19 protein-coding genes are annotated in these 26,222 nt (G+C 52.3%); 9 read left to right on the top strand and 10 right to left on the bottom strand.

Annotated features, from left to right (window positions below):
* Nucleotides 1-34: 34 nt before the first annotated feature.
* The 6 genes from ACFOSD_RS15510 to ACFOSD_RS15485 all read left to right on the top strand — a co-directional run bounded on the left by ACFOSD_RS15510 (nt 35) and on the right by ACFOSD_RS15485 (nt 9,129).
* Nucleotides 35-1,588: a methyl-accepting chemotaxis protein gene (locus ACFOSD_RS15510; RefSeq protein WP_380698179.1), complete on the top strand. Its 1,554-nt coding sequence runs from the start codon at nt 35-37 to the stop codon at nt 1,586-1,588.
* A gap of 103 nt (nt 1,589-1,691) precedes the next feature.
* The gene (locus ACFOSD_RS15505) at nt 1,692-3,752 is read left to right on the top strand and encodes a putative bifunctional diguanylate cyclase/phosphodiesterase (protein WP_380698177.1); all 2,061 of its coding nucleotides are present in this window, start codon (nt 1,692-1,694) and stop codon (nt 3,750-3,752) included.
* Complete coding sequence (locus tag ACFOSD_RS15500) at nt 3,745-5,661, top strand: hybrid sensor histidine kinase/response regulator (protein WP_380698175.1); 1,917 nt, start codon at nt 3,745-3,747, stop codon at nt 5,659-5,661. Before ACFOSD_RS15505 ends, ACFOSD_RS15500 begins: the two co-directional genes overlap by 8 nt.
* A complete protein-coding gene (locus ACFOSD_RS15495; RefSeq protein ID WP_380698173.1) occupies nt 5,658-6,845 on the top strand; it encodes an EAL and HDOD domain-containing protein in 1,188 nt (395 codons plus the stop codon). The genes ACFOSD_RS15500 and ACFOSD_RS15495 overlap by 4 nt, the downstream gene beginning before the upstream one ends.
* 26 nt (nt 6,846-6,871) lie before the next feature.
* Complete coding sequence (locus tag ACFOSD_RS15490) at nt 6,872-7,384, top strand: hypothetical protein (protein WP_380698171.1); 513 nt, start codon at nt 6,872-6,874, stop codon at nt 7,382-7,384.
* On the top strand, nt 7,354-9,129 hold the full coding sequence (locus ACFOSD_RS15485; RefSeq protein WP_380698169.1) for a sensor histidine kinase: 1,776 nt from the start codon (nt 7,354-7,356) through the stop codon (nt 9,127-9,129). Before ACFOSD_RS15490 ends, ACFOSD_RS15485 begins: the two co-directional genes overlap by 31 nt.
* Nucleotides 9,130-9,143: 14 nt before the next feature.
* Here the strand turns inward: ACFOSD_RS15485 and ACFOSD_RS15480 are convergent, their stop codons facing one another.
* The 7 genes from ACFOSD_RS15480 to purL all read right to left on the bottom strand — a co-directional run bounded on the left by ACFOSD_RS15480 (nt 9,144) and on the right by purL (nt 17,128).
* Nucleotides 9,144-9,722, bottom strand: coding sequence for a hypothetical protein (locus ACFOSD_RS15480; RefSeq protein WP_380698167.1), 579 nt, complete (start codon nt 9,720-9,722; stop codon nt 9,144-9,146).
* Nucleotides 9,722-10,087, bottom strand: coding sequence for a response regulator (locus ACFOSD_RS15475; protein WP_380698165.1), 366 nt, complete (start codon nt 10,085-10,087; stop codon nt 9,722-9,724). The genes ACFOSD_RS15480 and ACFOSD_RS15475 overlap by 1 nt, the downstream gene beginning before the upstream one ends.
* A 22-nt stretch (nt 10,088-10,109) precedes the next feature.
* Nucleotides 10,110-11,129, bottom strand: coding sequence for an adenosine deaminase (locus tag ACFOSD_RS15470; protein ID WP_380698163.1), 1,020 nt, complete (start codon nt 11,127-11,129; stop codon nt 10,110-10,112).
* Nucleotides 11,130-11,142: 13 nt separating this feature from the next.
* The gene (locus ACFOSD_RS15465; protein WP_380698161.1) at nt 11,143-11,661 is read right to left on the bottom strand and encodes an MgtC/SapB family protein; all 519 of its coding nucleotides are present in this window, start codon (nt 11,659-11,661) and stop codon (nt 11,143-11,145) included.
* A gap of 118 nt (nt 11,662-11,779) precedes the next feature.
* Nucleotides 11,780-12,859: a tRNA-dihydrouridine synthase gene (locus ACFOSD_RS15460; protein WP_380698159.1), complete on the bottom strand. Its 1,080-nt coding sequence runs from the start codon at nt 12,857-12,859 to the stop codon at nt 11,780-11,782.
* Nucleotides 12,840-13,193 carry a hypothetical protein gene (locus ACFOSD_RS15455; protein WP_380698157.1) on the bottom strand — a complete coding sequence of 118 codons (354 nt, stop codon included), beginning with the start codon at nt 13,191-13,193 and terminating at the stop codon, nt 12,840-12,842. Before ACFOSD_RS15455 ends, ACFOSD_RS15460 begins: the two co-directional genes overlap by 20 nt.
* 5 nt (nt 13,194-13,198) lie before the next feature.
* Entirely contained in the window at nt 13,199-17,128 is a 3,930-nt protein-coding gene (purL, locus tag ACFOSD_RS15450; protein WP_380698155.1) for a phosphoribosylformylglycinamidine synthase, read from the bottom strand.
* Nucleotides 17,129-17,220: 92 nt separating this feature from the next.
* On the opposite strand from purL, the gene mltF reads away from it, so the two are divergent.
* Complete coding sequence (gene mltF / locus ACFOSD_RS15445; RefSeq protein WP_380698153.1) at nt 17,221-18,654, top strand: membrane-bound lytic murein transglycosylase MltF; 1,434 nt, start codon at nt 17,221-17,223, stop codon at nt 18,652-18,654.
* Here the strand turns inward: mltF and ACFOSD_RS15440 are convergent.
* A complete protein-coding gene (locus ACFOSD_RS15440) occupies nt 18,646-19,599 on the bottom strand; it encodes a serine protease (protein WP_380698151.1) in 954 nt (317 codons plus the stop codon). The two genes, mltF and ACFOSD_RS15440, sit on opposite strands and share 9 nt — an antisense overlap.
* Before the next feature lie 125 nt (nt 19,600-19,724).
* Between ACFOSD_RS15440 and ACFOSD_RS15435 the strand changes: the two genes are divergently transcribed.
* Together ACFOSD_RS15435 and ACFOSD_RS15430 are read left to right on the top strand one after the other, a co-directional pair.
* Nucleotides 19,725-20,447, top strand: a complete 723-nt coding sequence (locus tag ACFOSD_RS15435) for a transglutaminase-like cysteine peptidase (RefSeq protein WP_380698149.1) — start codon at nt 19,725-19,727, stop codon at nt 20,445-20,447.
* 49 nt (nt 20,448-20,496) lie between these two features.
* Nucleotides 20,497-22,422, top strand: a complete 1,926-nt coding sequence (locus ACFOSD_RS15430) for a bifunctional diguanylate cyclase/phosphodiesterase (protein WP_380698147.1) — start codon at nt 20,497-20,499, stop codon at nt 22,420-22,422.
* Nucleotides 22,423-22,438: 16 nt separating this feature from the next.
* On the opposite strand, the gene ACFOSD_RS15425 is transcribed toward ACFOSD_RS15430, so the two are convergent.
* Together ACFOSD_RS15425 and ACFOSD_RS15420 are read right to left on the bottom strand one after the other, a co-directional pair.
* Nucleotides 22,439-25,858 carry a UDP-N-acetylmuramoyl-tripeptide--D-alanyl-D-alanine ligase gene (locus ACFOSD_RS15425; RefSeq protein ID WP_380698145.1) on the bottom strand — a complete coding sequence of 1,140 codons (3,420 nt, stop codon included), beginning with the start codon at nt 25,856-25,858 and terminating at the stop codon, nt 22,439-22,441.
* Nucleotides 25,858-26,193 carry a tryptophan synthase subunit beta like protein gene (locus ACFOSD_RS15420; RefSeq protein ID WP_380698143.1) on the bottom strand — a complete coding sequence of 112 codons (336 nt, stop codon included), beginning with the start codon at nt 26,191-26,193 and terminating at the stop codon, nt 25,858-25,860. The genes ACFOSD_RS15425 and ACFOSD_RS15420 overlap by 1 nt, the downstream gene beginning before the upstream one ends.
* Nucleotides 26,194-26,222: the final 29 nt, after the last annotated feature.

Here is a 26,222-nt window from a genome sequence, read left to right as displayed (position 1 = left end):
CAACCAACCTTATTGCATAAACAGGAGAGTTAGAATGCGCAAAAACCTACCGATCACCGACAAAGAACGTACTTTTAAGGCTGATGTTCGCCTAGTGTCGTCGACTGACTTGAAAGGCAAAATCGTGCACTGCAACCAAGCGTTTGTAGACATCAGTGGGTTTTCGCGCGAAGAACTGATTGGTCAGCCGCACAACATCGTACGTCACCCCGACATGCCCACTCAGGCTTACGAGGTAATGTGGGCGCATTTGAAAGACAGTAAGCCGTGGATGGGCTTGGTGAAGAATCGTTGTAAAAACGGTGACTATTATTGGGTAGATGCCTACATTACCCCCATCACTGAAGGTGGCAAAGTCATCGGCTATGAATCCGTGCGCACCTGCCCGCGCCGTGAGGATGTCGCACGCGCTGAGAAGCTGTATCAGACCATAAACAAACAAGGCTTTAAGCCGACTCCCGCTTGGCAACGAGGCAGCGTCGTTATTCCGTCTACGGCCGCCGTATTGGCCCTACTGGCCCTTTGGCAACTACCCACTCATTTCGCGATTGAAATCATCCTGGCTGGTTTTGTAGCGTATTTTGGCTGGACCGCATGGTCGCAACGTCGCGTCTTGAGCAGTCTTAAATATTTAACCCAACAAGCCTTTAATCACCCTCTTGCCGTGCGTTCTTACACGGACTCAACAGACTCCGGCGGTGCTTTAGAAGTGGCATTACGCAGTGAGCGAGCGCACCTTATCACTGTCCTGACCCGTATCGAAGACGCAGCGAACACCGTCAATACAAAAGCTGCAAATGGGCTCGAACTCTCTAAAGCGTCCGTGCATGAAATTCTGGCCCAGCAACAGGAAACCGAGCAAGTTGCCACCGCGATGAATGAAATGACCGCCACAATTTCTGAAGTAGCGGATAATGTTCATCTTACCGCAGATAAAGCCAGTGAATCCAACCAGCTCGCCAACGAAGGACGCACCATCGCCACGCAAACGCGTAAAGCCATTCAACACCTGCATGATTCGGTTGCCGACATCAGCACCTCGGTGCAGGACCTGGCCGAACAAACCAAGCGCATTGCTTCCGCCGCTCAAGTGATCGAACAAATTGCTGAGCAAACCAATTTATTGGCATTAAATGCGGCAATTGAAGCGGCCCGGGCTGGTGAACAAGGCCGTGGGTTTGCGGTGGTGGCGGACGAAGTGCGGACGCTGGCGCAACGTACGCAAGGCTCCACCAAAGAAATCCACACCATCATCTCTGAGTTGACCCAAAAAGCGAACGTCGCCGTTGATACCGCCGTCAATGGCAAAGAAGATGCGCAGAGAGGATTGGATCAGGTCGTAGAAACAGAGCGCATGCTGAATGGCATATCCGACGCCGTGCAAAGCATCAGCGATATGTCGAACCAGATGGCCGCTGCCGTGGAAGAGCAGGCCAGCGTAGCAGACGACGTCAACCGTCAGGTGTTACGTATCGCCGACATGGCGAATGGCAGCATTGATAAGGCGCGCTCCGCGTCGGACAGCGTCGGCGAAATTAAAACAGTGGCCCGTAATTTAAACGACATGGTGGTTCGCTTTCAGCGGTGATACAACTGTATCGCCGGGAACCGGTTAATGTTGATGTACGTCATTCTGTATCGACAGATTTCGGTTATCATCCGCATTAACAGTGTTCGACTATGAGAGTTCGATGCCATCTGATACAACTGAAACGATCCTTGTCATCGATGACGATGCCTATGTTGGCGAATTGGTTAAAGCGGGCCTAAACGATAATGCCCGCAACATCGTCTATGTCTCTTCGGGCATTTCCGGGTTGACCTACCTAGCAGAACATAAGGTAGACCTAGTACTTCTCGATGTTCATATGCCGGACATGGAAGGCTTTGAAGTCTGCCAACGTATTCGTCAAAACCCGGACACTCATCGGGTGCCCGTGATCATGTTAACCGGGGCAGATGATATACAGTCTATTGAACATTCGTTCGAGGTTGGCGCGACGGACTTCATGCGCAAACCGATTAATTTACCCTTGTTACGGCAACGTGTTCGCTTTGCCTTACGCAGCACTCGGCAAGAGCGCCACTTGGCAGAAGCTTACGATTTGCAACGGCACGCCAGTCAATTGGCTGGCATGGGGTACTGGACTTTTAGCTTTACAAAGCAAACGTTTCAATGGCTTGGCATGAACGACGCCCTGTCAATTGAGCTGCCGACAGGGCTTGATTCAGTTATTGGGCTCGTCCATCGGGATGATCGTACCCGGGTAAAATCGACATTGCTTGGCCACCAAGGCTTAACCCGCGAGTTACACGTAGAATTCAGAATCACTGTGCCTAACCTGGGTTCACGTATCATACGGGCTGTTGGTGGCACACACTCAGGACAGCAGGATGTATTGATCGGCGCCTTCCAGGACATCACCAAACAACGCACCACAGAAGATATGCTGGAGTACTTGCGCCTTCATGATGACCTCACGGGCCTGCCTAACCGGCGCTTGCTCATACAGTCGTTGCCGGGCTTTGTCGGCACTTTGTCCGAGAATGGTACCTGCGGATATTTGGCGTTCATCGAATTGCGGGAAAGCACACTCCTGAGCAGTGCCCTCACCCAGTCAACGTTTGAGCGCTTGCTTCACTTACTGGCTGATCGCCTGAAACAACATACGGACATTTCATCCTATGCGCTGCAAGACGGTCGCTTTGGATTGCTGATCAGTGCACGCGACCCAGCAACAGCCGAGCAGCAACTGAGACATGTTCAACAGTCTTTGGAATGTGAATATACCGTTGAGAAGCAGCCTGTATTAATCACTATTGCAGCCGGCATTATCACGCTCAATGGCTCTTTAGGCACCGAACAAATCCTACAACAGGCACAACTGGCATTAGACCTATCCCTTGAAAACCCTGAATTACCGGTATGTTGGGGATCGACCCTTGCAGTCCACGATGGCAAAAAGATCATAAATAATGACAACACGATAAAAAAAGCCATCGCAAACGGTGAGTTTTCACTGTTCTATCAACCACAATTGCATTTATCCAGCAACCACATACTTGGCGCTGAAGCGCTGCTGCGTTGGTATTTCCCGGAACAAGATCGTTTTCGTTCGCCAATAGAATTTTTACCCTCTGTCGAGCGCCTTGGCTTGATGCGTCACCTAGGCCGTTTTGTCTTATTTTCCGCGTTTCAACAGGCAAAGGGCTTGTACGATGCAGGCTGGCAAGGGCGCGTGGGTGTTAATCTGGCGGCACAACAATTCCTCGATCCATCGTTGGTCCATATTGTCCAGTCGGCGCTTGACGAAACCGGCGCCACGCCAGCAATGATCGAATTAGAAATTACTGAAAGCACTGCCATGGCAGACCCTCAGCAGTCGATAAGCGCTCTAAATGAACTTAAGAATATGGGTTTTTCCATTGCACTTGATGACTTTGGTATCGGCTATTCTTCGATGGAGTATTTACTAAAGTTTCCGGTCACTAGCCTCAAGATCGACCGGTCCTTTGTCATCGACATTACCACCAATGCCAAGATGCGTACCATCGTACGGACCCTGACCACTCTGGCTAGGGGTTTAGGGTTAAGTACCATTTGTGAGGGTGTTGAGGATCAGCGGCAGAGGGACTATGTCGATGCCCTTGGCGTCGACTATTTGCAAGGTTACCTCATCAGCAAACCGCTTCCGAGAGAACGTCTGCGACCTTTTATTCAATCTTACGGATTACCCTGTAACCATGAATAGTACGAGCGAACACGCCCGCCGTGAAACAGCTGACAACATGGGCATGTTGGCACACGTCAGCCATGAGATGCGTAACATTCTGAATGGCTTGCTGGGTTATTTGGACTTGATCAATGGCGATCTTTCACAGAATGAGAACGAACGGCATTTAGATAAAGCTCGCCAATCCGGCCACTATTTGCAGTATCTGATCAATCAAACCCTTGATTTTGCTAAGCTCGCGGCGGGTGAATACCGTACCCAACCGCAGGATATCGCTGTGCCCGAATGGCTATCGGACACCTTGGATGTCTTTCGAGCGAATGCACAACAAAAACGTCTGCGTTTGCAATATACCTTGGATGACACCGTACCCGACTGCATCAACATAGATGTGAAGGCTCTAAATCACATCATCCGAAATCTCTTAAGTAACGCGCTGAAATTTACCTCGCGGGGTTCTGTGAGCTTGCATATTTCCGTAGCCGAAAACGCGTCAATACCGATGTTGATATTTCGTGTTAAAGATACCGGAATAGGCATTGACCCCGCAGATCAGGGGCGAATTTTCCAACCTTTTCAACAAGCGCAGCATACACAACAGGGTGGGACTGGCTTAGGCTTGTCGTTGTGCTCCGGGTTTGCTGAGGCATTGGGCGGTACATTGTCCGTTGAAAGTGTTGTCGGTGAAGGATCTTCCTTCATCTTGACCGTACCATTTATCCCAAACAAAACCGATACGGGTATGGCAGCGGATTTTGTGATGCAGACACAAACAGCCATGATTGTGCTGGCCGATACGACCCAAAGTACAACATTAGCCCGTCTGTTGAGATGGCTAGGGGCGAATGTTGTCGCCTGTTCCAGTGCCCCTGAGGCCTTGTTTCATCTGCGCCAACAAACGATTAATAGCAACGGTCCAGCCATCACATTATTGATTGCCGATGCACAATTACCCGGTATGAGCGGTGATCGCTTATTCAACGAGGTCGCACACTCGGGCATCAAACCCCTACCCTTTTGTTTGTTGCTCGACCCAACAGAAGAACATCGGGCGAGCTGCGTTGCCGATGCTATCGTGCACTCACCTGTCACATTGTCGGACCTACTGTCTCTGCCGCTCATGAAGGCTAAACCGCCGAAGCATGCCCCGGAAACGACGAATGCACGGATATTGTTGGTGGAAGATACACCACTGAATCAAGAACTTTTTTTAGGTCAAATGCAATTGCTCGGACAACCGTTGGTTGTCATCACATCGTCAGGGCAGGAGGCATTAGATCGCTTGACCCACGAAACCTTCGACATCATTTTCATGGATATCATGATGCCGGGCATGGACGGTGTTCAAACCACGGAGCACATTCGCCGCCAATACAGCGCCGAAGCCCTCCCCATAGTAGCCATTACCGCCAACTTGGTGGGGTCAGACATCTCAAAATATTTAACCGCGGGTTTTAATGACGTACTCGCCAAACCTTATGCTATCCATCAATTGCAGGCCGTACTTTCACGCTTCCTCTCCTGGCCGGAATCACCTTCCACAAAACTTGAGCCTGTACATGAACAAAACGCCCAAACTCAAGACGACACACTGTCCTGGCATGCTGCGCTCACGCGAGTCGGCGGCGATGAAGAACTCCTTATAGCCATACTGCACCCCTTCCTCGCCGAGCTACCCAGCAAGCTGGAAAAAATGGAACAAGCTTTAGTCGAAAACGATGCCGCCTTGATGCAAAGGCAAGCACACAGTTTGAAAGGGCTACTCCGCACGTTTGGTGCCGATGCGGCTGCCAAGGTTTCCGAACAACTTGAACATGCAGCAAAATACCAAAACCAAGTCGACATGATGCATGCGTTCAAAGCGTTAGCAGAACCACTTGCCGAAGCGCAAAAAGCATTGTATGCCCGAGTAACACCATCATCATGACCCAGTTATATACGGTAGCGATCCAACCCATCTGCGATACTGTTTTTCGTCATCATGCCGATAGCTTGCTATACCGACATGCTGCCCATGCAACAACAGCAGACGTGGAGAATCCGACCCTAGCGACGGCTCGCGCCATCATGGTAGCGATATATGAAATCGGCTTAGATGCTCTTGTTGGGCAACGCACCTTGCATGTGCGAGTTACTGCAGAATGGCTTCTGAACAACTCGCTGAATCTTATCTGTGACCCGCGCTTAGTGTTTGATGTCGATCACTCAACGTTGGCTTCATTACTAAACCGCGTCAGCCACGATGAATTGCCATGGAACCTATGCTTGGTCACGGATGCCATACCGGAATCTAGCCCTCACTCTTCAATTCACGCTATAAAACTTCAATATTCTGCGGCATTGAATAGCCATGACTTGACCCGCTGGCAACGACAAAACCCGAACGTACGAATGATTGCCAGCCATGTCAGCACGATGGCAGACTTCCAAACGGCAAAAAGCATGGGGTTTGATCTATTTCAAGGCTATTTCTATGCACCTGCGCTGAATCAAGACATTGCAATGCCTGAGCAACGTCAGATCAACCATTCAGTGATTCGCCTATTGGCTGAAGTACAAAAACCCGAACCGGAAATAGCGGTACTGGAAGCCCTACTCGCACAGCACCCTCGAATTTTGTTGTTGCTTTTAAAACAAGCAAACCAAGCTGCGCACGGCACAGTGAAAGTGGTCGAAAGTCTAAGGCAGGCCCTGGTTCGCTTAGGCTTGAATCACGTCAGAATCCTGATCAGTGCGTTCTCACTGGCCCAAGGCGAGCCCCAAAAGGCATTGCTCCTGCCCGATGTATTAACCAAGGCTGCCTTCTGCCGACAAGTGGCTGCCACCGACCGTGCACTGGATCCCGATCGTGCCTTCACCGTGGGATTATTCTCGACGCTGGATCAAAGTTTACGCCTGCCCATGGCCGACATTCTCGCTCAACTGCATATTGATAATGAGATGGAAAATGCCTTGTTGGAACATACGGGCCGGTACGGAAGATTATTACTGTTGATCGAGGCCTACGCAAAGGGCCAGTTAATCAATATAGACCCCAAAAAAGTAGCTTATCTCAACAAACAATTCCTTTTGGCACGTCAATGGGCGCAAACCCTACTGGCATCCATGTAAACCATTATCTATTTGGAGATCACATCATGCATAAATCACTGCTCTGCTTGCTGGTTATGATATTGACCTGCGCAACTCCTTTGGCGCTGGCTCAGTCTATGGCCATTGCCTCGCCTGAAGGTAGCATCATCCTCACCATTACCGGCGAGATAACGCGCACGAATAAAGAAGATTCAGCGGTGTTTGATCGAGCATTGCTGGAGGCTTTGGAGTGGCAGGCAACGGTAACACGCACGCCTTGGAGCGATGGACAGGACGAATATCAAGGTCCCTTGGGCCGAGCGCTGCTGGATTTCGTCGGTGCTTTTGGCTCGGAGATGACCATAACCGCGTTAAACGACTATGCCGTTACCATGCCGGTCAGTGACTTTTATGAGCTCCCAGTTATTCTTGCTATGGACCAAAACGGCCAAGCGATGCGCGTGCGTGATAAAGGACCGCTCTTTGTTCTATACCCATTTGACGCTAACCCGGAATTGAACGTCGAGCGCTATCACAATCGGTCTGTGTGGCAGATCAAGTCTATTCATGTTCATTAATGACTCGAAGTCCAATGTCATCACGCTTTCCTAAATTCAAATGGCGACTCAGCTTAATGATTGGTCTTTGCCTTTCATTCATGCTCACGGCCGCTATTCTGCTATGGCTCGTGACCGAAAAGCAGCAGCAAATCAGTGATTCTGCGCGTGAAAATTTACTCTGGGCGGCCGTTCAGCTAGAGCGTGAGGGCATGCGCTGGCAAGAAACTGTACAACGGTTTGATGATGGTCGGTCAAGCCAGCAACAAGCATCTGACCTATGGTTCAGATTCGACATTCTATACAGTCGAATTCCCATTTTACAAAGCGGTCAGCTTGGCGACATGGTTGAAGCTGATGAAACGCTGAATAAACTGCTGTCCGATATTACACACAACATAGCGATGCTGGAGAACCATCTGGAACGTTGGTTGGACAACGATGCAGATAACCTGACTGTGTTACGGAATTTATCCGACCATCAACTGGCGCTATCGAATGATTTTATTAATCGAGTTCTCCAGGTAAGGGGTGAAGAGTCTACTATTAACCGGGAAGAAACCTTACGCTTGCTGGGTTCACTCTGGTTGAGTGTGGGCATTCTATTAATCAGCACCAGTTTCGTAATTTTTTATTTATTTCGATTCCTAACCGCCGAGCAACGGCAACGAAGTAGAGCGGAACAACTCACTCGGGATCTCATTCTTGCGGCAGAGCAAGCACAGGCGGCAAATATTGCAAAAAGCGAATTTTTAACCATGATGAGTCATGAGGTGAGAACCCCGCTGAATGGCATCATTGGGCTTGCTGCCTTACTAAAAGTACAGCCTCAAAGTCCGCAAGCTATTCGTCACCTACATTCATTGGAAGGCGCGGCCTATGCTTTACTCGGTGTACTCAACGACATACTGGATGTTAGCGCAATGGAGTCCGGACAGATTGAAGCCGAGCAAACCACGTTCACCTTACCGTCTCTCCTCGCTGATGTTTTTCATCTGGTCACCCCTGCGTTGCAAAATAAGCAAGTAGACTTTGTGGTACACATGGATACTGACATTCCCTGGTACGTCTGCGGTGACTCGAAGCGCATTAAACAAGTGTTGTTGAACCTTGCAAGTAATGCGGCTCGGTTTACCGATGCAGGGCACATTGGCCTGTCGGTCTCACGCCTAGAAAATGACCGAATTCGGTTCATGGTGACCGACACTGGACCAGGCATTGCTGAAGATCAGTTAGCGCGTTTGTTCACCCCTTTTACCCAGGTCAACTCGGCAACCAACAGAATACGTGGAGGGACAGGGCTAGGACTGTACATTAGCAAGAAGCTGACCCACATAATGAAGGGCGAATTAGGCGTTTCTAGCGAACCACAAAAGGGCAGCCAATTCTGGTTGGACATTCCCTTACCGTCCGTCCACACATACAGCGAACAAAGCAATTCAATAGGTATAGCGGTGCATACCAATAATCCACTAACAGCGGCCCAATGGATTGACGCCCTGCGAGGTGAATCGGTTGCATGTATTTCAAGTGCCTGTTGGATGGCGTCATTGGGGAGTCCAAAGGCCATCGTCATGGACTGCACGCCTGACATCCAGAATTGGGCAGAAGCGGTCACATTGCTTAAAAAATCTTGGCCCACAGTGCCCCTTATTGGCGTGATTGCAGCTCAAGATGCCGCCAAAGGCTACCGCTTTCTGACGCTAGGAGGACAAGGTTTGATCACTGAACCTCTTCTGTATGAACAGCTAAAAACGTGGCTATAAATAGCATGGGCTTGTTAAGCCTGCAGCAATTCATCCACTTGGTGCAATACGCGTTCCAACCCTTCATCCGCCATACAGATCAGTGTTTTACTGGTGAAAGCAAGGTTCTGCACTTCAAAGGCAATTTCAATCAGCAGTGCCAAGCCCCAATCGTGCGTTAACCACGCTGGCTCCGTACTGGGATCGACCAACAGCGGGCTACCCAAGGTAGTGTCGATGGATAATGACTGCAAAAAGCCCTGTAAACTGGCACCGGATAAGATACCCGCTGACGCCAATAGCGCTTCCGATAGATCATCAGGTGCTTGATCTTCCCCACGCAACAAGCGCGCAACATCTATACAACCGGAGCGGCTGAGTACCGAAATCACCTCACCCACGGCATCCCCGTCGAAGGGTTGGCGCACGAAATAACTGTCTGAATGGGCTTGCTGAATGGCGAGCAACTCAGCATCGGTGGCACGCCGTACCGATGGAATGGACAAGGTAACAGGCAACCCGAGCAGAATCGCCAGTTCACGTGCAGCACGCCCCATGGCAACATTCATCAATTCTTGCAATGCGTCTTGATGGTCCAGCGACATCGAATTCATTAGATCAACCCCACTTCTTTGAGTGTTTCTTTTAGTTCTTCTGCCACAAGTGGCTTTTTCAGAAACCGAAAGGCACCCAGTTTCGCTACACGCTCTTGTGCGATCGGCTGGATATCAGCACTGATAACAATAACGATGCATTTTGCCTGGGTGCTGTGCAGGTATTCGAGCACGCCATAGCCGTCAAGTTCGGGCATGGTCAAGTCGAGAAACAGTACCTCGGCCTTACCTTCTTCATAAGCTTGGAGTGCTTCCAGCCCATTCTGCGCTTCATGTACTGTGACGTCCCATTCTGGCGGCAAGGCACGCCGAACCGCCCTACGGGACATTGTTGAATCATCTGCAATGGTTATGGGTATCGCCATGATTTTCCCCGGCTCCGGCAGATCAACACCGCACACTGAACGCTTGGTCCAGTGTGCGTATGTGCTGTTGTCGCTGTTTGTCGTCCATCCATGCACCGTCAAATCCATTGCGCAGCAGGTCATACAGGTGGCTATGAGTTAACGGCAAATGGTCGATCAAGGCATGATAATTGTCGTTTACATACCCACCAAAGTACGCCGGATCATCGGAATTTACGGTGGCTTTCAAACCCTGTTTCAGCATATCGAGCATGGGGTGCTGTGTAAGACTGGGCACGACACAGAGTTTTAAATTCGACAGCGGACACACGGTAAGGGTAAGTTTTCGTTTCACCAGTTCCTGCACCAATGCATCGTCCTCTAACGACCGATTGCCATGGTCAATGCGGTCTACCTGCAGGGTATCAATGGCTTGCCAAACATAGGCTGGCGGCCCTTCTTCACCGGCGTGTGCGGTGATCTTCAAACCCAATTCACGGCACCGCGCAAACACGCGAGCAAACTTTTCGGGAGGATGGCCCATTTCAGACGAATCCAAACCCACAGCATGAATATGTTTGAGGAAAGGCTCGGCTTCTGCCAAGGCAGCAAACGCACTTTCTTCTGACAAATGGCGTAAGAACGACATGATCAACCGGTGCGAAAGTCCCCATTGGCGCTCGGCGTCAAGCAAGGCGCCCGAAATACCGTTAAATACGGTTGCAAACGCGATGCCGCGTTCAAGATGCCCTTGAGGGTCAAACATGATCTCCGTGTGTACAACGTTATCCTGTTGGCAACGTTGTAGGTAGGCCATGGTCAGGTCGTAGTAATCTTGTTCGGTTTGCAATACCGACATGCCCTGATAATAGAGATCCAGAAATTCTTGTAAATTGCTGAACTGATAAGCCGCACGCACGTCTTCGACACGCTTATAGGGCAGTGCCACACCATTCCGTTGTGCTAAAGCAAACATCAATTCAGGCTCTAAACTGCCTTCGATGTGCAGATGCAATTCTACTTTCGGTGCGGCGGACACTAAGGCTTTCAGTGCTGAGGTCATAAATTCTCCTCCGTTATTTACTGGTGTCACTGTGCGTGTCGGTGCTACGGCGGCGCCAATCGCGGTAACGCGCATGGACTCCCCGCGTAAACAACGTGGAATAATTTTCCAACATATCCACGCCATACAGCAGGATAACCAACACCACCGATAATTTTACCGCGGTTTGCGCCTCACCCACCGCCACCACGATCCCCATCGCGGCCAAGGCCCAGATTACAGCGGCGGACGTTACCCCCAAGACCATACCATCTTTGGTCATCATCACCCCTGCGCCTAAAAAACCGACGCCAGTAACCACCTGCCCGATGATCCGTGAGGGATCGGTGAAGTCGGTCGATACCGATTCGGCCGCGACCACAAAGAAATAGGTGCCCATCACGATCAATGAAGCGGTTCGGATACCGACCGGTTTGCCACGCAATTGACGCTCCAGACCGATGATGACGCCACACAATAAAGCAGCAAAAATATCAATCCAATGAAAGGGGTCGATGTCGTGCCACGGCTGCAAGCCAAACGCTGCATCCATATTCGATTAGCCTCGCGCCGACGACTTGCGACGCGCAGATTTCACGGCCTTTTCTGCGGTGCGTTTATCCTGCCACGCGGCAAACCGGATTTGCAGGCTTTGCAACCAACTGATGAGTTTATGCGCCTCCGGCCGTGCGGTGAGAAACTTCGGTAATGGCTTCGCCATGTGATCCTCTTACATTGGTTGATGGATGGTGTTTTTGCGCCTGCCGCAGGGCAGCATCCATGGTGTCGGCATCACGCAGGCGCCGCACATCGTCGAACAGCGCTTGTGCTTCAGCATAGCCTATTTTGAGGTAATTCAACCACTGCTTGATGCGGCTCGGCATATAGCGTGCTTTACCATGCGCTTGGTCGTGTTCACCGAGGGCAATGACCCTATCCAGCACCTCGTGCCATGGCATCGGAGAAGCGCCATCGCGCAGCACGGCGGCAACATTCGGTACCGCCAACGCACCTCGCCCCACCATGACCGCCGCCACGCCACTTTGAGCCTGACATCGCAGATAGTCATGCCGGTTCCAGACTTCGCCATTGGCGACGACGGGAATGTGCAGGCGTGCGGCAATCGGGGCAATCAGCTCCCAATAGGCAGGTGGTGTATAGCCATCGGTTTTGGTTCGCGCATGAATGACGATTTCTGCGGCACCGGCAGATTCCAGCGCCAGCGCATTCTCGAGCGCCAGGGTGCTGTCGGTGTAGCCCAAGCGCATTTTCGCGGTAACGGGCTGGGTCGAGGGTAATTCTGTGCGGATGGCTTTTACGATGTCATACAGGGTATCGGGCTCGGTCAATAGCACGGCACCGCCTCGGCTACGATTGACGGTTTTGGCTGGGCAGCCAAAATTCACATCGACACCCGGCGAGCCAAGGGCAACGGCGCGCGCCGCATTGGCGGCCATAGCTTCAGGGTTGTTACCCAGCAACTGGACGCGCACGGGCGTACCATTCGACGTACGTGCACCATGATGCAACTCGGGGCATAGGCGATAAAACACCTTAGCCGGCAGCAGTTCATCGACCACGCGCAAGAATTCAGTCACACACAGGTCGAATCGACCTTGACGGGTAATGATGTCCCGCATGGTCGCGTCCATCACGCCCTCCATAGGGGCAAGATATAAACGGTCAGGGCGATGGCTGATGCCAGGTTTCGGGTCAAACCCCCGCGTTGCCTCAGAAAGTTTTGTGGTCATAGGCCTCAAGTTCGGCCACTAACTCGGCCAGCTTTTCACGGCCAGCCCGGTTTAGAATGCGGCCTCTGCTGGTGCCGCGGTAGTGGTCATCCAGTTGTTCGCAGCGGGCGCGAATGTGCTCTAAAAATTCATCCGCACTGATTCGCACTGACAAAAACGTGCGCCATTCCATATCGTGCGCATCGCCGGATTGCACACGCTTCAGCAGGGCCAATATCTGGTCCCGATCAACTTGATAAAAGGCGCTCTTGTCTTTTTTCATAAACAACAGCACCCACACCATGCCCACCAAGCACGCGATGCCTCCAAGGGTCGCCAACATATCCCACCACATTGGAATTACGCGTCCTGCTCGGCAACCCACACCCGAGCATTGCGGAACATGCGCAACCAAGCACCGTCCTCTTCCCACTCGGCTGGCGCCCATGAATTCGTTACCGAACGAAACACGCGCTCCGGGTGCGGCATCATGATGGTGACACGGCCATCGGCCGAACAAAGCCCGGTAATGCCTTTGGGCGAACCGTTCGGGTTGTACGGGTATTGTTCCGTGTGTTTGCCGTAGTTATCGACCCACCGCAAGGCGACGGTGCCGCTGTCCAGGGCGGCCTGTACGGCGGCAGAATCCGCGTATTCAGCACGACCTTCACCATGCGCGACGGCAATCGGCAGCCGCGACCCGGCCATGCCACGCAGGAAGATGGATGGACTGTCTTGCACTTTAACCATCACCGTACGGGCTTCGAACTGCTCACTTTCATTGCGCACAAAGTGCGGCCAATGGTCCGTACCGGGAATGATCTCATGTAAATTCGACAACATCTGACAGCCATTGCAGATACCTAAGGCAAAGGTGTCCGGGCGAGCAAAGAATTCGCTGAACGCTTGCCGGGCTTTGGCATTGAACAAGATCGATTTTGCCCAGCCTTCACCCGCGCCCAGTACGTCACCATAGGAAAACCCACCGCACGCCACCAAACCACGGAAATCCGCCAAATCAACACGACCAGTCAGTACATCACTCATGTGCACGTCCTGTGTGCTGAAGCCCGCGCGGTCAAATGCGGCGGCCATTTCAATCTGACCGTTTACGCCTTGTTCACGCAAGATAGCAACACGCGGGCGTTCATTCGCCAAACCTGCGGTGATGTCTTCATTGGGGTCAAAGGTAAGTCGGGCGTGTAAGCCAGGGTTTGCGGCATCCAACAGCGCATCAAACTCGCTTTTCGCGCACTCTGCATTGTCGCGCAGCGCTTGCATGCGGTAGCTGGTTTCCCACCACCAGCGCAGGTATTGCGTACGGGTATTTACCAAGACTTCATCGCTGTGCACAAAGAAACGAATCAGGTCATCTTCGTTGGGTTCACCCACCCGATGTACGCAACCTTGCAGTCCTGCATCCGTGAAAGCCTGTTGCACAGCCATCATGTCGGCACGGCGAACCTGCAGCACGGCACCCAGCTCCTCGCTGAATAACTGCCCCGCCACGCCGGTTTCCGAGCCCGCTGCCTGAGCAGCCAGCAGCGCATCATCTAAATGAATATCGATGCCTATGCGCCCGGCAAATGCCATTTCCACCAGGGTAGCAAACAAACCGCCATCCGAGCGATCATGATAGGCTAGGAGTCGATCGTCCTCTAACAAATCTTGTATGACCGCGAAAAAGGCTTTTACATCATCGGGGCTGTCCAAATCAGCAGGGGTTTGCCCGACCCGTCGATATACCTGCGTCAAGGCACTCGCACCCAAACGGTTTTTGCCACGCCCCAAATCCACCAGTAACAGGTCGGTTTCACCTTGATCGTCACGCAGTTGCGGCGTCACCGTTTTGCGGACATCCAGAACCGGCGCCATCCCCGTCATGATCAGCGACACCGGCGACACCACGGACTTGGCTTGTCCATTGTCTTCCCACTGCGTTTTCATCGACATGGAATCCTTACCGACCGGAATGGTCATGCCCAATGCCGGGCACAATTCCATACCAACGGCGCGCACCGTTTCATATAAGGCTTGGTCTTCCCCGGGATGACCGGCGGCGGCCATCCAGTTTGCGCTCATTTTGATATCGCCCAGTTTGCGGATACGGGTTGAGGCTAAGTTTGTGATCACCTCTCCGACGGCTAAACGCCCGGATGCCGCAGGGTTCAGAATCGCCACCGGGGTACGTTCACCCATTGCCATGGCTTCTCCGGTATAGCTGGTGTAACCCGTGGTGGTTACGGACGCGTTGGCCACCGGAATTTGCCATGGCCCCACCATTTGGTCACGCGCCACTGTGCCGGTAATAGAACGGTCGCCGATGGTAATGAGAAAGGCTTTACCAGCCACGGAAGGCAACTTGAGTACTCGCTCCGCCGCATCGGCTAAATCGATTTTTTGCTTGAATGCATCACTGGGGCGCTGTTGCGTTTGATACGAGCGCTGCATACGCGGGGGTTTACCCAACAAAACACTCAGTGGCATATCCACTGGGGTATTGGTGAAATAAGGGTCGGTAACACGCAAATGTCGCGCTTCAGTCGCTTCACCCACCACTGCAAAAGGGCAACGTTCGCGCTCGCAAATGGCCGTGAACTGGGCAAGCTGCTCCGGCATCACCGCCAAGACATAGCGTTCTTGCGACTCATTGCTCCACAACGCCAAGGGGGACATGCCCGGCTCGTCATTCGGAATAGCACGCAAATTGAACAGGCCACCGCGGCCACCATCATTAACCAGTTCTGGGAGGGCATTCGACAGACCGCCTGCGCCTACGTCGTGAATGAACACCAAGGGGTTGTGTTCACCCAACTGCCAGCATCGATCGATGACCTCTTGGCAGCGCCGCTCCATTTCCGGATTACCGCGCTGCACCGACGCGAAATCGAGGCTTTCGCTGCCCGTACCGGACGCCATGGAAGACGCCGCACCGCCACCCAGACCGATTTGCATGGCCGGGCCACCGAGCACAATCAACTGCGCACCGACGGGAATATTATCCCAGGCTTTGTCGACGTGTTCTGGCTTGATGTTGCCGTAACCGCCAGCAATCATGATCGGCTTGTGATAGCCCCAAACTTGGTCGCCCGCCACACTGGGCGCTTCCATTTCAAAGGTACGGAAATAGCCAACCAAATTGGGGCGGCCAAATTCGTTGTTAAACGCTGCGCCACCTAAGGGGCCGTCTACCATAATGTCCAGTGCCGAAACAATGCGCCCCGGCTTGCCATATTTGCTTTCCCACGGTTGTTCAAACCCGGGAATGCGCAAATCGCTGACCGTAAAGCCAGTTAAGGCAGCTTTAGGCTTACCACCCAACCCTGTAGCACCTTCATCACGGATTTCGCCACCCGCGCCCGTTGCCGCACCCGGAAACGGTGAGATGGCCGTCGGGTGGTTATGGGTTTCCACTTTAATCAGAATATGGGTCATTTCTTCGTGGTAACCGTATTCCCGGCTGATCGGGTCCGGGTAGAAACGCCCCGCGGAAAAGCCCCCGATGACCGCCGCGTTGTCCTGATACGCGGAATAGATATCCTCGTGGTAGCACTCATAGGTGTGCTTGATCATCTTGAACAGCGAATGCGACTGTACCTCGCCATCAATCGTCCATTCCGCGTTAAATATTTTGTGTCGACAATGCTCTGAGTTGGCTTGGGCAAACATCATCAGCTCGACATCGGTGGGGTTCCGCTGCATGGCTTGGTAGTTTTCTACCAAGTAGTCCACTTCGTCGTCGGCCAGCGCGAGGCCGAGCGTGACATTGGCGTCATCCAACGCGGACCGACCACCCGCGAGCACATCCACCGTAGTCAGTGGAGCCGGTTCGGCGGTTGCAAATAGGATATCGGCTGCGGCCAGGTCATCCAGTACGGTTTCCATCATGCGGTCATGCAACCTATCCGCTAATTGACCCGTCTGCTGCTCCGTTAATGCTGTTTCAGCGTGAATATAATAGGCAATGCCCCGCTCCAATCGTTTGATTTGGTGCAAACCACAATTGTGGGCAATGTCGGTGGCCTTTGACGACCACGGCGATATCGTTCCGGGTCTGGGCACTACCAGCATCAACTGGCCTTCCGGCTGCTCCACCGGCACGGTTGGACCGTACTGCAACAGCTTGGCAAGCACGCCCTCTGTGGTCTCATCCAGGGCAGCCTTGAGCTCTGCAAAGTGCGCATATTCTGCGTAAACCGCCGTGACGGCAGGAACACTTTCCTGCAAAGTACGCAACAATTTTTGGCGACGGAATGGCGAAAGAACGGGAGCACCGCGGAGAGCCAGCATGTGGGGTTTGCCTCTGTTCAGGATTAAAAAAAGCACGAACGCATTGAGCGGCGCGTATAATACTCAAAACCAGAGCAAGTTTCATCGCTGACATGCACATTCTCACCCGACAACGCTATTTAAAACGCACGCTGCGCTGGGCGATGGCCCTGTCTGTGGTTGTCATACTGTTTATTCTCGGTTTTTCCAATTTAACCCATGTCGAAACCATACAGCGCGATGGCCTACTGCGAGCCGTCGTGGTCGAGGATACCCGGCACATAAACGGCCAAAACACCACCTTTGAAGTCAGTTGGGCCAGCACCTTTGCGCAAGCCCTTGGGGTTGAACTGCAAGTGCAAACGGTCAACTCCTACGCGGAACTGTACAAAGCGGTGGAGTTAGGTTTTGCCGACATTGCCATTGGCGGCCTAACGGTGAGTACACCTCCCGATAGCGCGTTAGGTTATTCGCGCCCGTATATGGAAGCACTGCATCAAGTGGTGTATTCGCAGACAGCGGTGCGCTCGCCCGAGGAACTGGTTGGCCTGCGCGGTGGGGTCAAACAGGACAGCACGCAAGCCCTAGCGGCGCAAGAGTTACGAGGGCAATACCCTGACCTGAACCTCGCCGCATACGCCTTGAACACTGAAGCGCTGATCAAAAAAGTGGTGGCTGGTGAGCTGGATTACGCCATCATCGACTCCAATGACCACGCATTTTATCAACCGTTTTACCCCACCCTACGCCACGCATTTGATTTAACGGAACCCATTCCGGTCGGCTGGTTGTTTCCCATCGACAAAGACACCAGCTTGCGCGATGCGGCCAACGCCTTTATTGAGCAACAAGAGGCCTCTGGTCAGTTGCAATTGGTACTCGACCGTTACTTTGGCCATCTACGAGAATTTGACTATGTCGGCATTCGATTGTTTGAACGGCATGTGGCGTCGCGCTTACCAGCGCTCATCACTGACTTTCAACAGGCCGCCGAACAGTACAATTTAGACTGGCGCCTGCTGGCGGCGGTGGGCTATCAGGAATCACACTGGCGCCCGCGTGCGGTGTCCCCGACGGGGGTTCGTGGGGTCATGATGTTGACCTTGCGCACGGCGGGCGACCTGGGCGTAACCAACCGCCTAAACCCGACGCAAAGCATTTTTGGCGGCGCACAGTACATTAACAGTCTTTATGGCCGTTTGCCCGAACACATCACGGACCCGGACCGCATGTGGTTCACCCTAGCCGCCTACAATGTGGGCTTAGGCCACTTGGAGGATGCACGACGTATCGCCGAATTGCTGGAATACAGTCCTGATCATTGGTTGGATTTGCAGCAAATTCTGCCCAAATTACGCGACCCGGAGTATTACGAATTCACCCGATTTGGTTTTGCCCGTGGCGACGAACCCGTGGTTTATGTGCAGAACATTCGGCGCTATTACGACCTGCTGCGCTGGCTCTTCCCGGAACAGGGCGAAGGTAACGGGATCAGCCCTGAGCTGCAACCCAGCTTGCCAGGCATCGCTTTACCACCGCTATTGTAACGAACCCGAGCGTACGCGGCGGCCCCAGAAAAACAGTGCGAGTAAAACGACTAACCACCCCGGGCCCATGGCGCCATGAAATGGCTCGCCAGAGCGCGGCCCCACCACCTGTTGATAAACGGGCACGGAAGACGGTGTCATGGCATTGATCCAATCAATAAAGGCCGATACCCGAGCGTAAACGCCGGGGATTCCAAGTTCTGCACAACCAGAACCAAAACTGGTTATACCGACAATATAGGGCGTGCCACCTTCAACATAAACCAAAGGTCCGCCGCTATCGCCTTGGCAGGTGTCTTGACCTTGATCAAGAAGGGACGAACCGCCGGCACAAATCATCTTGTTAGTGATGGTGCTTTCGCCGTATCGCGAACGGCAGTATTCCATGCTATCCGCACCAAGCTCAACAAACTGCAACTCATCAGCCAAGTCCCCATCTTCACGGGTTAATCCCCAGCCATAGGCCGTCATAGTCAGCCTATTCGAGATGATTGAATCTGTTTGTGGCTTTGAGGCCAACGCAATCGACCGCGCAAAGCCTGGCGGGTTCTCACTCAACACCAACACGGCAACATCATTATCGTACGAGGACGCTCGATAATCAGGATGGATGTACCAATCCGACACCTTGATCACCACCGTGTCGTTCGCATAAAAAACCGAATCCCCTGCCGTGACAAACATACTACCGGTTTCACTGAAGCGCACCGTCACCGAGGTACTGTCTTCCACACAATGCGCCGCCGTCAGAATCATTCGGTTGCCAATATAACTTCCACCACACACGCCACCGGATGAAAACACACCTACCGTATAGCTAAAAGCATCTTCCTCGCTACTGCCTGCCACTTCATCGCCACCCACGATGCGCGGCTCCAAACTGAATGCAGCCGCCGAACCCGACAAGAAAATCGAGAGAATAATGAACCGGATCCACTGCTGCATATTCTGTCCTTACTGGGGTGGTGTGGGGTGAAATTCAGACAGGCACGTATTCAATGCTCTACATCGCTAGGGCACTTGGTTAGTATAGTCAGTGAATCTTGAGAACAAAACCACGAGTGTATGGAATGAGTGTGGCCATGGGCCGATCCGGGTACAGAGGCTGGCGCGCCCATTGGCGCCATGGTCGTTATGGCATGCGCTGCTTCTATGCCGTCAGCGCTGTCTTTGTGCTCTTCCTGTCCGCTTCGACGCCCGCCGTCACCCTGGACACCGCGCGGGTTAGAACCGTCATGCATACGGAATACGGTGACGCAGGCGTGTTTGTATTGCAGCAATGGTTCAGCATGATGGACAGCGCCCGCAACATGACCGAACCCGATATACTGCGCACCGTTAACGACTTTTTTAACCAACAGGTACTCTGGGTAGACGACTTAGAACTCTGGGGCGAAGAAGACTATTGGGCTTCCCCGTTGCAAACCCTCGGCCAGGCCGCAGGTGATTGCGAAGACTACAGCATTGCCAAATACATCACCTTGCGTTTGCTGGGCGTACCCAACGAGCGGCTCCGATTAATTTATGTTAACGCACAATACCAAGGCAGCTCGCAAGCGCACATGGTGCTGGGCTATTACCCCACCGCCAATGCCATACCGCAAAATCTCGACAACATTAACCCAAATATCGTTCCTGCGACGCAGCGCACAGACTTACGACCCGTGTTCAGTTTTAATGACCGCGGTCTTTGGGTGGGCAACAGCAGCACCTCGGCCGCCGACCCGACGGCACGCGTATCGCGCTGGGGTGATGTGCTGCAACGCATGCAACAAGAAGGTATCCAGTTATGAACGCTTTAGCTCCTGCACAAGGTCTTGTTTTTTTTGGAGGCGTACGACCATGTCATTGATTAAACAACTCTGGATTGCCATCGGCTGCATGATGTTGCTCGCCTTTGGTGGCAGCTTTCTCGTCAGTACCTTGTCGGCGCAACAGGTCCTCACCCAACAGTTGCAACTCAAGAACATTGACAACGCCACGTCCCTCGCCTTGTCCATGTCGCAACTGGACAAGGACCCCATCACCATTGAACTGTTGGTCGCCGCACAGTTTGATGCCGGACACTATCAACGCATCACCCTAACGGATCCGGAAGGGCGCGTCATGGTCGAGCGCGCGCAACGGTCGGCCACGACGGCACAGGCACCGCAATGGTTTCAAAACTGGGTACCAATACACGCGGAAGCCGGGGAAGCATTGGTGCAAGATGGCTGGGAGCAATACGGCACCCTAACCGTGCTGAGCCACAGCGGCTACGCCGTTGATGCACTCTGGCAAAGCACTGTCCGGCTGTTGCAATGGTTCGTGGCCATGGGCCTTTTTTGTGGTTTGCTCGGCACTTGGTTTTTGAAATCGGTATCACGGCCTCTAGATACTGTGGTGCAGCAAGCCGAAGCCATAGGCGATCGTCGCTTTATCCGGTCAGATGAACCACGTATCCACGAATTCAAGCGTTTAGTTAGTGCCATGAACCTGCTCTCCGAGCGGGTACGCGACATGCTGGAAAAAGAAACCCGGCAGCTCGACACCCTGCGCCGACGCTTGCAACACGATGACTTAACAGGTCTACCTAATCGCGAGCACTTCTTTAATGTGCTGGATGGGCAATTAGCCGTGGATACCACGGATCACGATGCCGCCTTGCTGATCATTCGGGTGATGAACCTGCAGGATGTCAATACACAACTGGGCCGCGTGGCGACGGATCAGTTCTTGAAAGACGTAGCACGCGTGCTGCAGCAAGTAACGGACACCCACGGACAATGCTTTTCCGGTCGCCTGAACGGCAGTGATTTTATTTTATTGATTCCCAGCTTGTACGACCCTCAACCCATGGCGAAACGCATACGCCAAACGCTGGATGAGTTGCTGGATCGACTCATCAGCACCCACCCGGAGGATGAATTTGCGTTACCACTGGCCTGTTGCGAATTTGACGAGTCGGCGACTCGTGGCAAATTAATGATGCAGCTTGACGGTGCCTTGGCTGAAGCCGAGCAAAATGGCCCTCGTGGTATGGTCATGACCACGCTGCAACAACGCGAGGCACCACATGCGAACCTGGATGAATGGCGTCGTGTACTGGAAGAAGCTTTAACAAAAGTGTCTCCGGACTTGGCGAGTTATCCAGTCCGTACCCTGCAGGGTGAGCTGTTTCATACGGAAGTCCCCGCGCGCTGGCAACTGGACGGTGCCCTGCGGCCAGCCCGTTACTTTGTACCCTGGATGGCACGGCTGGGCCTGCTGCCCAAAATGGATTTGTGCGTTATCAAAGAAGCGTTGCGTTTGGCTGCCTTACCTGAACATCAAAACGCCCGACTGGCGGTCAATATTGCCACTGAATCGGTTCAAGACACTGGGTTCCGGCAAGCACTGCTCAAAATGCTTGAAAGTGCCCCTAAAGCGGCGCAACAGCTTGATTTCGAATGCCATGAATTTTGCGCTATTCGCCACGCACAAGCATTCCGGGTGCTGTGCAACGAACTCCAAGCGTGCGGTGCGCGCATTGGCTTGGAGCATGTCGGGCCAGAATTTGCCCGCCTCGAAAACCTGCAAGACTTGGGGCTGTCCTACATTAAAATTGACCATGCCCTTATCCGCAATATTCAGCAAGACTCCGGCAACCAAACTTTCGTGCGCGGCCTGTGCTCCATCGGCCATTCACTGGGCATTACCATGATCGCGCAGGGTGTCACCACCGCCGATGATGTGAATACATTGGCGGACCTTGGGTTGGATGCGCAAACGGGGACGGCCGTGCGCTAAAGCGTGGCATGAAGCGTTATTGAGGCTCAGGTACCGCTTCACGACCCAAATACGTGATCAAAGCATGCAACCCAGTACCGTGTGATGCTTTAATCAATACTCGATCGCCATCCGAGAGCTCTGCGATCAACGCCTTTTGCAATGCAGATAAGTCAGTAAATGTTTGACAGGTCTGACCTGTCTTCTTTAATTCCGATTCGAGGGTTGACATCAATGAGCCAAAAAGTAGAACTCGATCTGCCTTCGTTTGCTTAATGGCTGTGGCCAAATCCCGATGCAACGCCAGTTCATCAGCGCCTAATTCCAACATATCACCCAGCACCAGCCATGACTTACCGGATACCTTCGGCAGGTTAGCGAACCGGTCCAGCGCGGCACGCATAGAATCGGGATTGGCATTATAGCTTTCGTCTATAACACAGATTCGCCGTTCACCTAACATTAAATCACGCTGGTTTCCTCTGCCTGCAGGCGCTGAAAACGTAGACAATGCAGGTAATGCTTGCTCGATAGCTACGCCCAACACCTCCAACACTGCGATGGCTGCCAAAACGTTGAGTTGCAAAGGCACACTGCAAAAGGTTTCGGGATTCGTGAGCGACCAATTAAATGTTTGGTCATTGACCTGCCATGTCAAACTTTGTATCTCTGGAGACGTCATCAGTCGATAATCGGCGTCTTGATGACAACCAAAGGTAATTAGGCGGATATCAAGCTCTTTCGCAGCTGCGGCAACAACAGAGTATTCCTTCATGTCCCGATTAATGACCGCGACACCGTCGGGCGACATCCCCAGGAACAGTCGACTTTTCTTATCTGCGATCTCGAGCGTGGATCGATGGTGTATCAAGTGCGCAGCAGAGACGTTTAGAAATACCGCTATGTCCGGTCGCGCCATCAAACTATTGACGCCCATTCCCCCAATGGCCATTTCCAGAACTACATAGTCGGCATCAAACGGCATGCTGGCCAGATTCCATGCCAATCCATGTGGAAGGTTGGCGCTGTGTCGACTGCCCGCAGACTGTCCTGCAAAGGACAGCAAATGCTCCAACAATGCGCATACGGTTGTCTTTCCTGAGCTGCCCGTCACCCCAATGACTTTTCCACCCAGCAACGAGCGCGCAGAAAAACCAAAGTTAAGAACAGCGGTACCCACATCTTGCACCGCCAGAATTGGCAGACGAAACTCGGCGATAGACGCCCACTGGTCTTGTGCCATTAGTCCGGCAATCTGGCAGTTGCCTTTTCTCAGGACTGCTCGAATTTGAGCCACCGTTAAACCACGCTTACCGTCTACTGGCCGAACAGTCACTATTTGCCCTGCTTTCAGTGTAGGTAATGCAATACACAAGCCAGAAGCTTGCCACGACGTAGCGGGCTCGACACGCCAGTGGCCTCCTGTCGCCAATGCCACCGAGTCAGCGGACCAACAAGACACTCCAACACCAGACACCAAGGGCGACGTATCAAACAGTACCTGACGGGCCTCTGCAATGGTTACATTCCCACTGTAATGCCAAGAGCAGCTATCTTCATCGTCCTCTGGTGTCCAGCCGAACAAAGGTGCATGTTGGCCTAACCAAGCCTCAGCTTCTGCGGTCATGGTGGCACTGGTCAACCAAACGCGATTATTCTTGGCTTGACGTGCATTGATCAAGCATCCAGCTCGCATGGCAGCAGTCCGCATGATTTCAAACACTAACGCCGCGTCGGCGTTCAATTGCACCGATCCGCTCACAATAAAATGCTGCTGGGGTAATTCGGACTTCGACTCAGTGGTTAAATAATGCTGCAAATAGGCAACATATCCAGACAAATAATGCTCAACGTCGTCGATTCTCACACGAAATGAATGATGGCGAATAAAAAAGCTACCCAACACAGATTCCGGCTTTTGGAAGTACATCGCCAATTCAGGCCAAAAATGTCCATTCAATAGATATTGCGCCCGATATTCCAACGCACGATAAAATTCTGCCACATCAAGTTGTTCTAACAAGTGCGCATGTTCCGCATCACGCCGCAATCTCGTAATCATTTTGTGCGCCGCCATCATCAATTCCAACAACGTAGGGTAGGTCGTGATGCGGTTTAACACAAAATCTAAGTAGCCGTTAACGTTTTGGATACCAAATTGATAGTAGCGTGCTTCCGGACGATAGCGGGTCAGTTCATTAACGCAGTAGCTCAGCCAATGGTCATGCGCTTGCCAATGTTTGGCCGCAATAAAATACGTGAAAGCACGTTCCACGCACATTAACCATCGGGGGTCTCGCGTCAGCCCATACAAACGCATCAAGCCGAAGGCCGCTTCACCATCGTAATAAATAATGCGGAAAGGTTCTTTTACCGACAAATCTTTCGCTTGCAATACATGCACGAACTGCCCGGTTTCCGGGTTCTGCATGTGTTCAATGCCTACAGCCAATTGATGCTGCAGCGTTTGGTAAGTGGTGTTCCGGGTAAGCTCGGTATACTTGGTTAACGCCAAGATGCATACAGCATTACCGCCGAGCTTTATTTCATCACCCACATCCACCAAAAAAGCGGCCGTTTCGCCTGCGGCGTTGCCATTAGGGAGAGTTCGAGTCTGAATGAGGTTGTTGCACAAATAAAGCAAAGAACGCTCTATAGCCTCTCGCAACTCAACACTTCTGGTTACTTCCCAAGCTTCCAGCATGGCATAAGTACTACTTGCATGCCGCAAGGCGTTATAAGCTGGCACCCTGCGATCAAAACACGGATGAATACCATAAACAAACTGCCCCGACGACTTCACCTGTCGAGCGAGAAAGCGACTGCCATCATGAATCAGTTGCCCAACTAGAGCAGGCGTTAGAGCCTCGACATCTCGACGCCCACTATCGCGGCCCGTGCCCGATATTGTATGAAGTTCGCCCTTGTCATCCACCAAAACAGCCTCAGTAGCGAAGGAATAAACCTCTGTTTTAGGGGTGAATTCTACATGACTCTGTGCACCATATTTCAATCGAAGATATCGAGTAAAATTTTTCTCATTAAGTTGAGCGTGATTGATTTTGGCGCCGGGATAAAGCATCGCATTAGCATGCAATTCGGTTTCTAAAAAAGCCCGTTTAAAACCTTTGTCTAAGGCGATGCCTTTACGAAAATAATTTCTCTTTGTTTTCTGCAGAAGCGCATCCAATGAAGTCCATGTATGCGCATATACCTGAGTTACCCAATCAACTCGTAACCAACGCAGGTGCTCCGTGTTTTGATCAGCTTTTTTATGCAGTGCCCGGATGGCTTCCCGCCAAGCGCTTGTCCAATGACCGCCGGTTCCACAGACCACTGTCGCCCTTTGTCGTCCGTTACTGACTGAAATAAAACAATGAAAAACGTCTGGTTGCTCAGGCGGTAGATGTTGAGCCAGAAAGCCATGAGCCAACGCTAATGCATCAGATAGGTTCATTAGAAATTAAAATCGTCTTCGTTATCCAATAAATCAACCGGGTTCATTTGATCCCGCATAGCACGCCGATTCAGCAATTTTTGTTGCGCGGCAGACGGCAAATCCGTAAAGCGAATCACGCTACTGTCAATCAACAGATTAACCAGATCTTCTACTACCCGAACCATATCCAAGTCCGACTGAGCCAAGTCTTCTACGGCGGCTTCTTTTTCGTCAGAAATCTGAACGAAGTTCTTCACTTCATCCGATTCGTCAGCCACGAATTCCGTACAATCCGCACTGGCCTCACGACTCAGAGCCACCACGAGACCATCCGCGTTTCTTTTTACGAACATCGTTACGGCACCCCTATTAAGCTATGCCC

Source organism: Salinispirillum marinum, from assembly GCF_042650105.1.
Lineage (GTDB): Bacteria > Pseudomonadota > Gammaproteobacteria > Pseudomonadales > Natronospirillaceae > Salinispirillum > Salinispirillum marinum.
Note: the sequence above shows the minus strand (reverse complement) of the source record. Positions and strands in the feature narration are given on the sequence as shown.

What these genes read in the sequence shown, in the direction of transcription:
- ACFOSD_RS15465 (WP_380698161.1), bottom strand. Translation starts at nt 11,661, where the DNA reads ATGGATGCAGCGTTTGGCTTGCAGCCGTGGCACGACATCGACCCCTTT.
- ACFOSD_RS15435 (WP_380698149.1), top strand. Translation starts at nt 19,725, where the DNA reads ATGAGTGTGGCCATGGGCCGATCCGGGTACAGAGGCTGGCGCGCCCAT.
- ACFOSD_RS15510 (WP_380698179.1), top strand. Translation starts at nt 35, where the DNA reads ATGCGCAAAAACCTACCGATCACCGACAAAGAACGTACTTTTAAGGCT.
- ACFOSD_RS15470 (WP_380698163.1), bottom strand. Translation starts at nt 11,129, where the DNA reads ATGACCTCAGCACTGAAAGCCTTAGTGTCCGCCGCACCGAAAGTAGAA.
- ACFOSD_RS15440 (WP_380698151.1), bottom strand. Translation starts at nt 19,599, where the DNA reads ATGCAGCAGTGGATCCGGTTCATTATTCTCTCGATTTTCTTGTCGGGT.
- ACFOSD_RS15480 (WP_380698167.1), bottom strand. Translation starts at nt 9,722, where the DNA reads ATGAATTCGATGTCGCTGGACCATCAAGACGCATTGCAAGAATTGATG.
- mltF (WP_380698153.1), top strand. Translation starts at nt 17,221, where the DNA reads ATGCACATTCTCACCCGACAACGCTATTTAAAACGCACGCTGCGCTGG.
- ACFOSD_RS15455 (WP_380698157.1), bottom strand. Translation starts at nt 13,193, where the DNA reads ATGTGGTGGGATATGTTGGCGACCCTTGGAGGCATCGCGTGCTTGGTG.
- ACFOSD_RS15420 (WP_380698143.1), bottom strand. Translation starts at nt 26,193, where the DNA reads ATGTTCGTAAAAAGAAACGCGGATGGTCTCGTGGTGGCTCTGAGTCGT.
- ACFOSD_RS15460 (WP_380698159.1), bottom strand. Translation starts at nt 12,859, where the DNA reads ATGACCACAAAACTTTCTGAGGCAACGCGGGGGTTTGACCCGAAACCT.
- purL (WP_380698155.1), bottom strand. Translation starts at nt 17,128, where the DNA reads ATGCTGGCTCTCCGCGGTGCTCCCGTTCTTTCGCCATTCCGTCGCCAA.
- ACFOSD_RS15475 (WP_380698165.1), bottom strand. Translation starts at nt 10,087, where the DNA reads ATGGCGATACCCATAACCATTGCAGATGATTCAACAATGTCCCGTAGG.
- ACFOSD_RS15495 (WP_380698173.1), top strand. Translation starts at nt 5,658, where the DNA reads ATGACCCAGTTATATACGGTAGCGATCCAACCCATCTGCGATACTGTT.
- ACFOSD_RS15500 (WP_380698175.1), top strand. Translation starts at nt 3,745, where the DNA reads ATGAATAGTACGAGCGAACACGCCCGCCGTGAAACAGCTGACAACATG.
- ACFOSD_RS15505 (WP_380698177.1), top strand. Translation starts at nt 1,692, where the DNA reads ATGCCATCTGATACAACTGAAACGATCCTTGTCATCGATGACGATGCC.
- ACFOSD_RS15425 (WP_380698145.1), bottom strand. Translation starts at nt 25,858, where the DNA reads ATGAACCTATCTGATGCATTAGCGTTGGCTCATGGCTTTCTGGCTCAA.
- ACFOSD_RS15430 (WP_380698147.1), top strand. Translation starts at nt 20,497, where the DNA reads ATGTCATTGATTAAACAACTCTGGATTGCCATCGGCTGCATGATGTTG.
- ACFOSD_RS15490 (WP_380698171.1), top strand. Translation starts at nt 6,872, where the DNA reads ATGCATAAATCACTGCTCTGCTTGCTGGTTATGATATTGACCTGCGCA.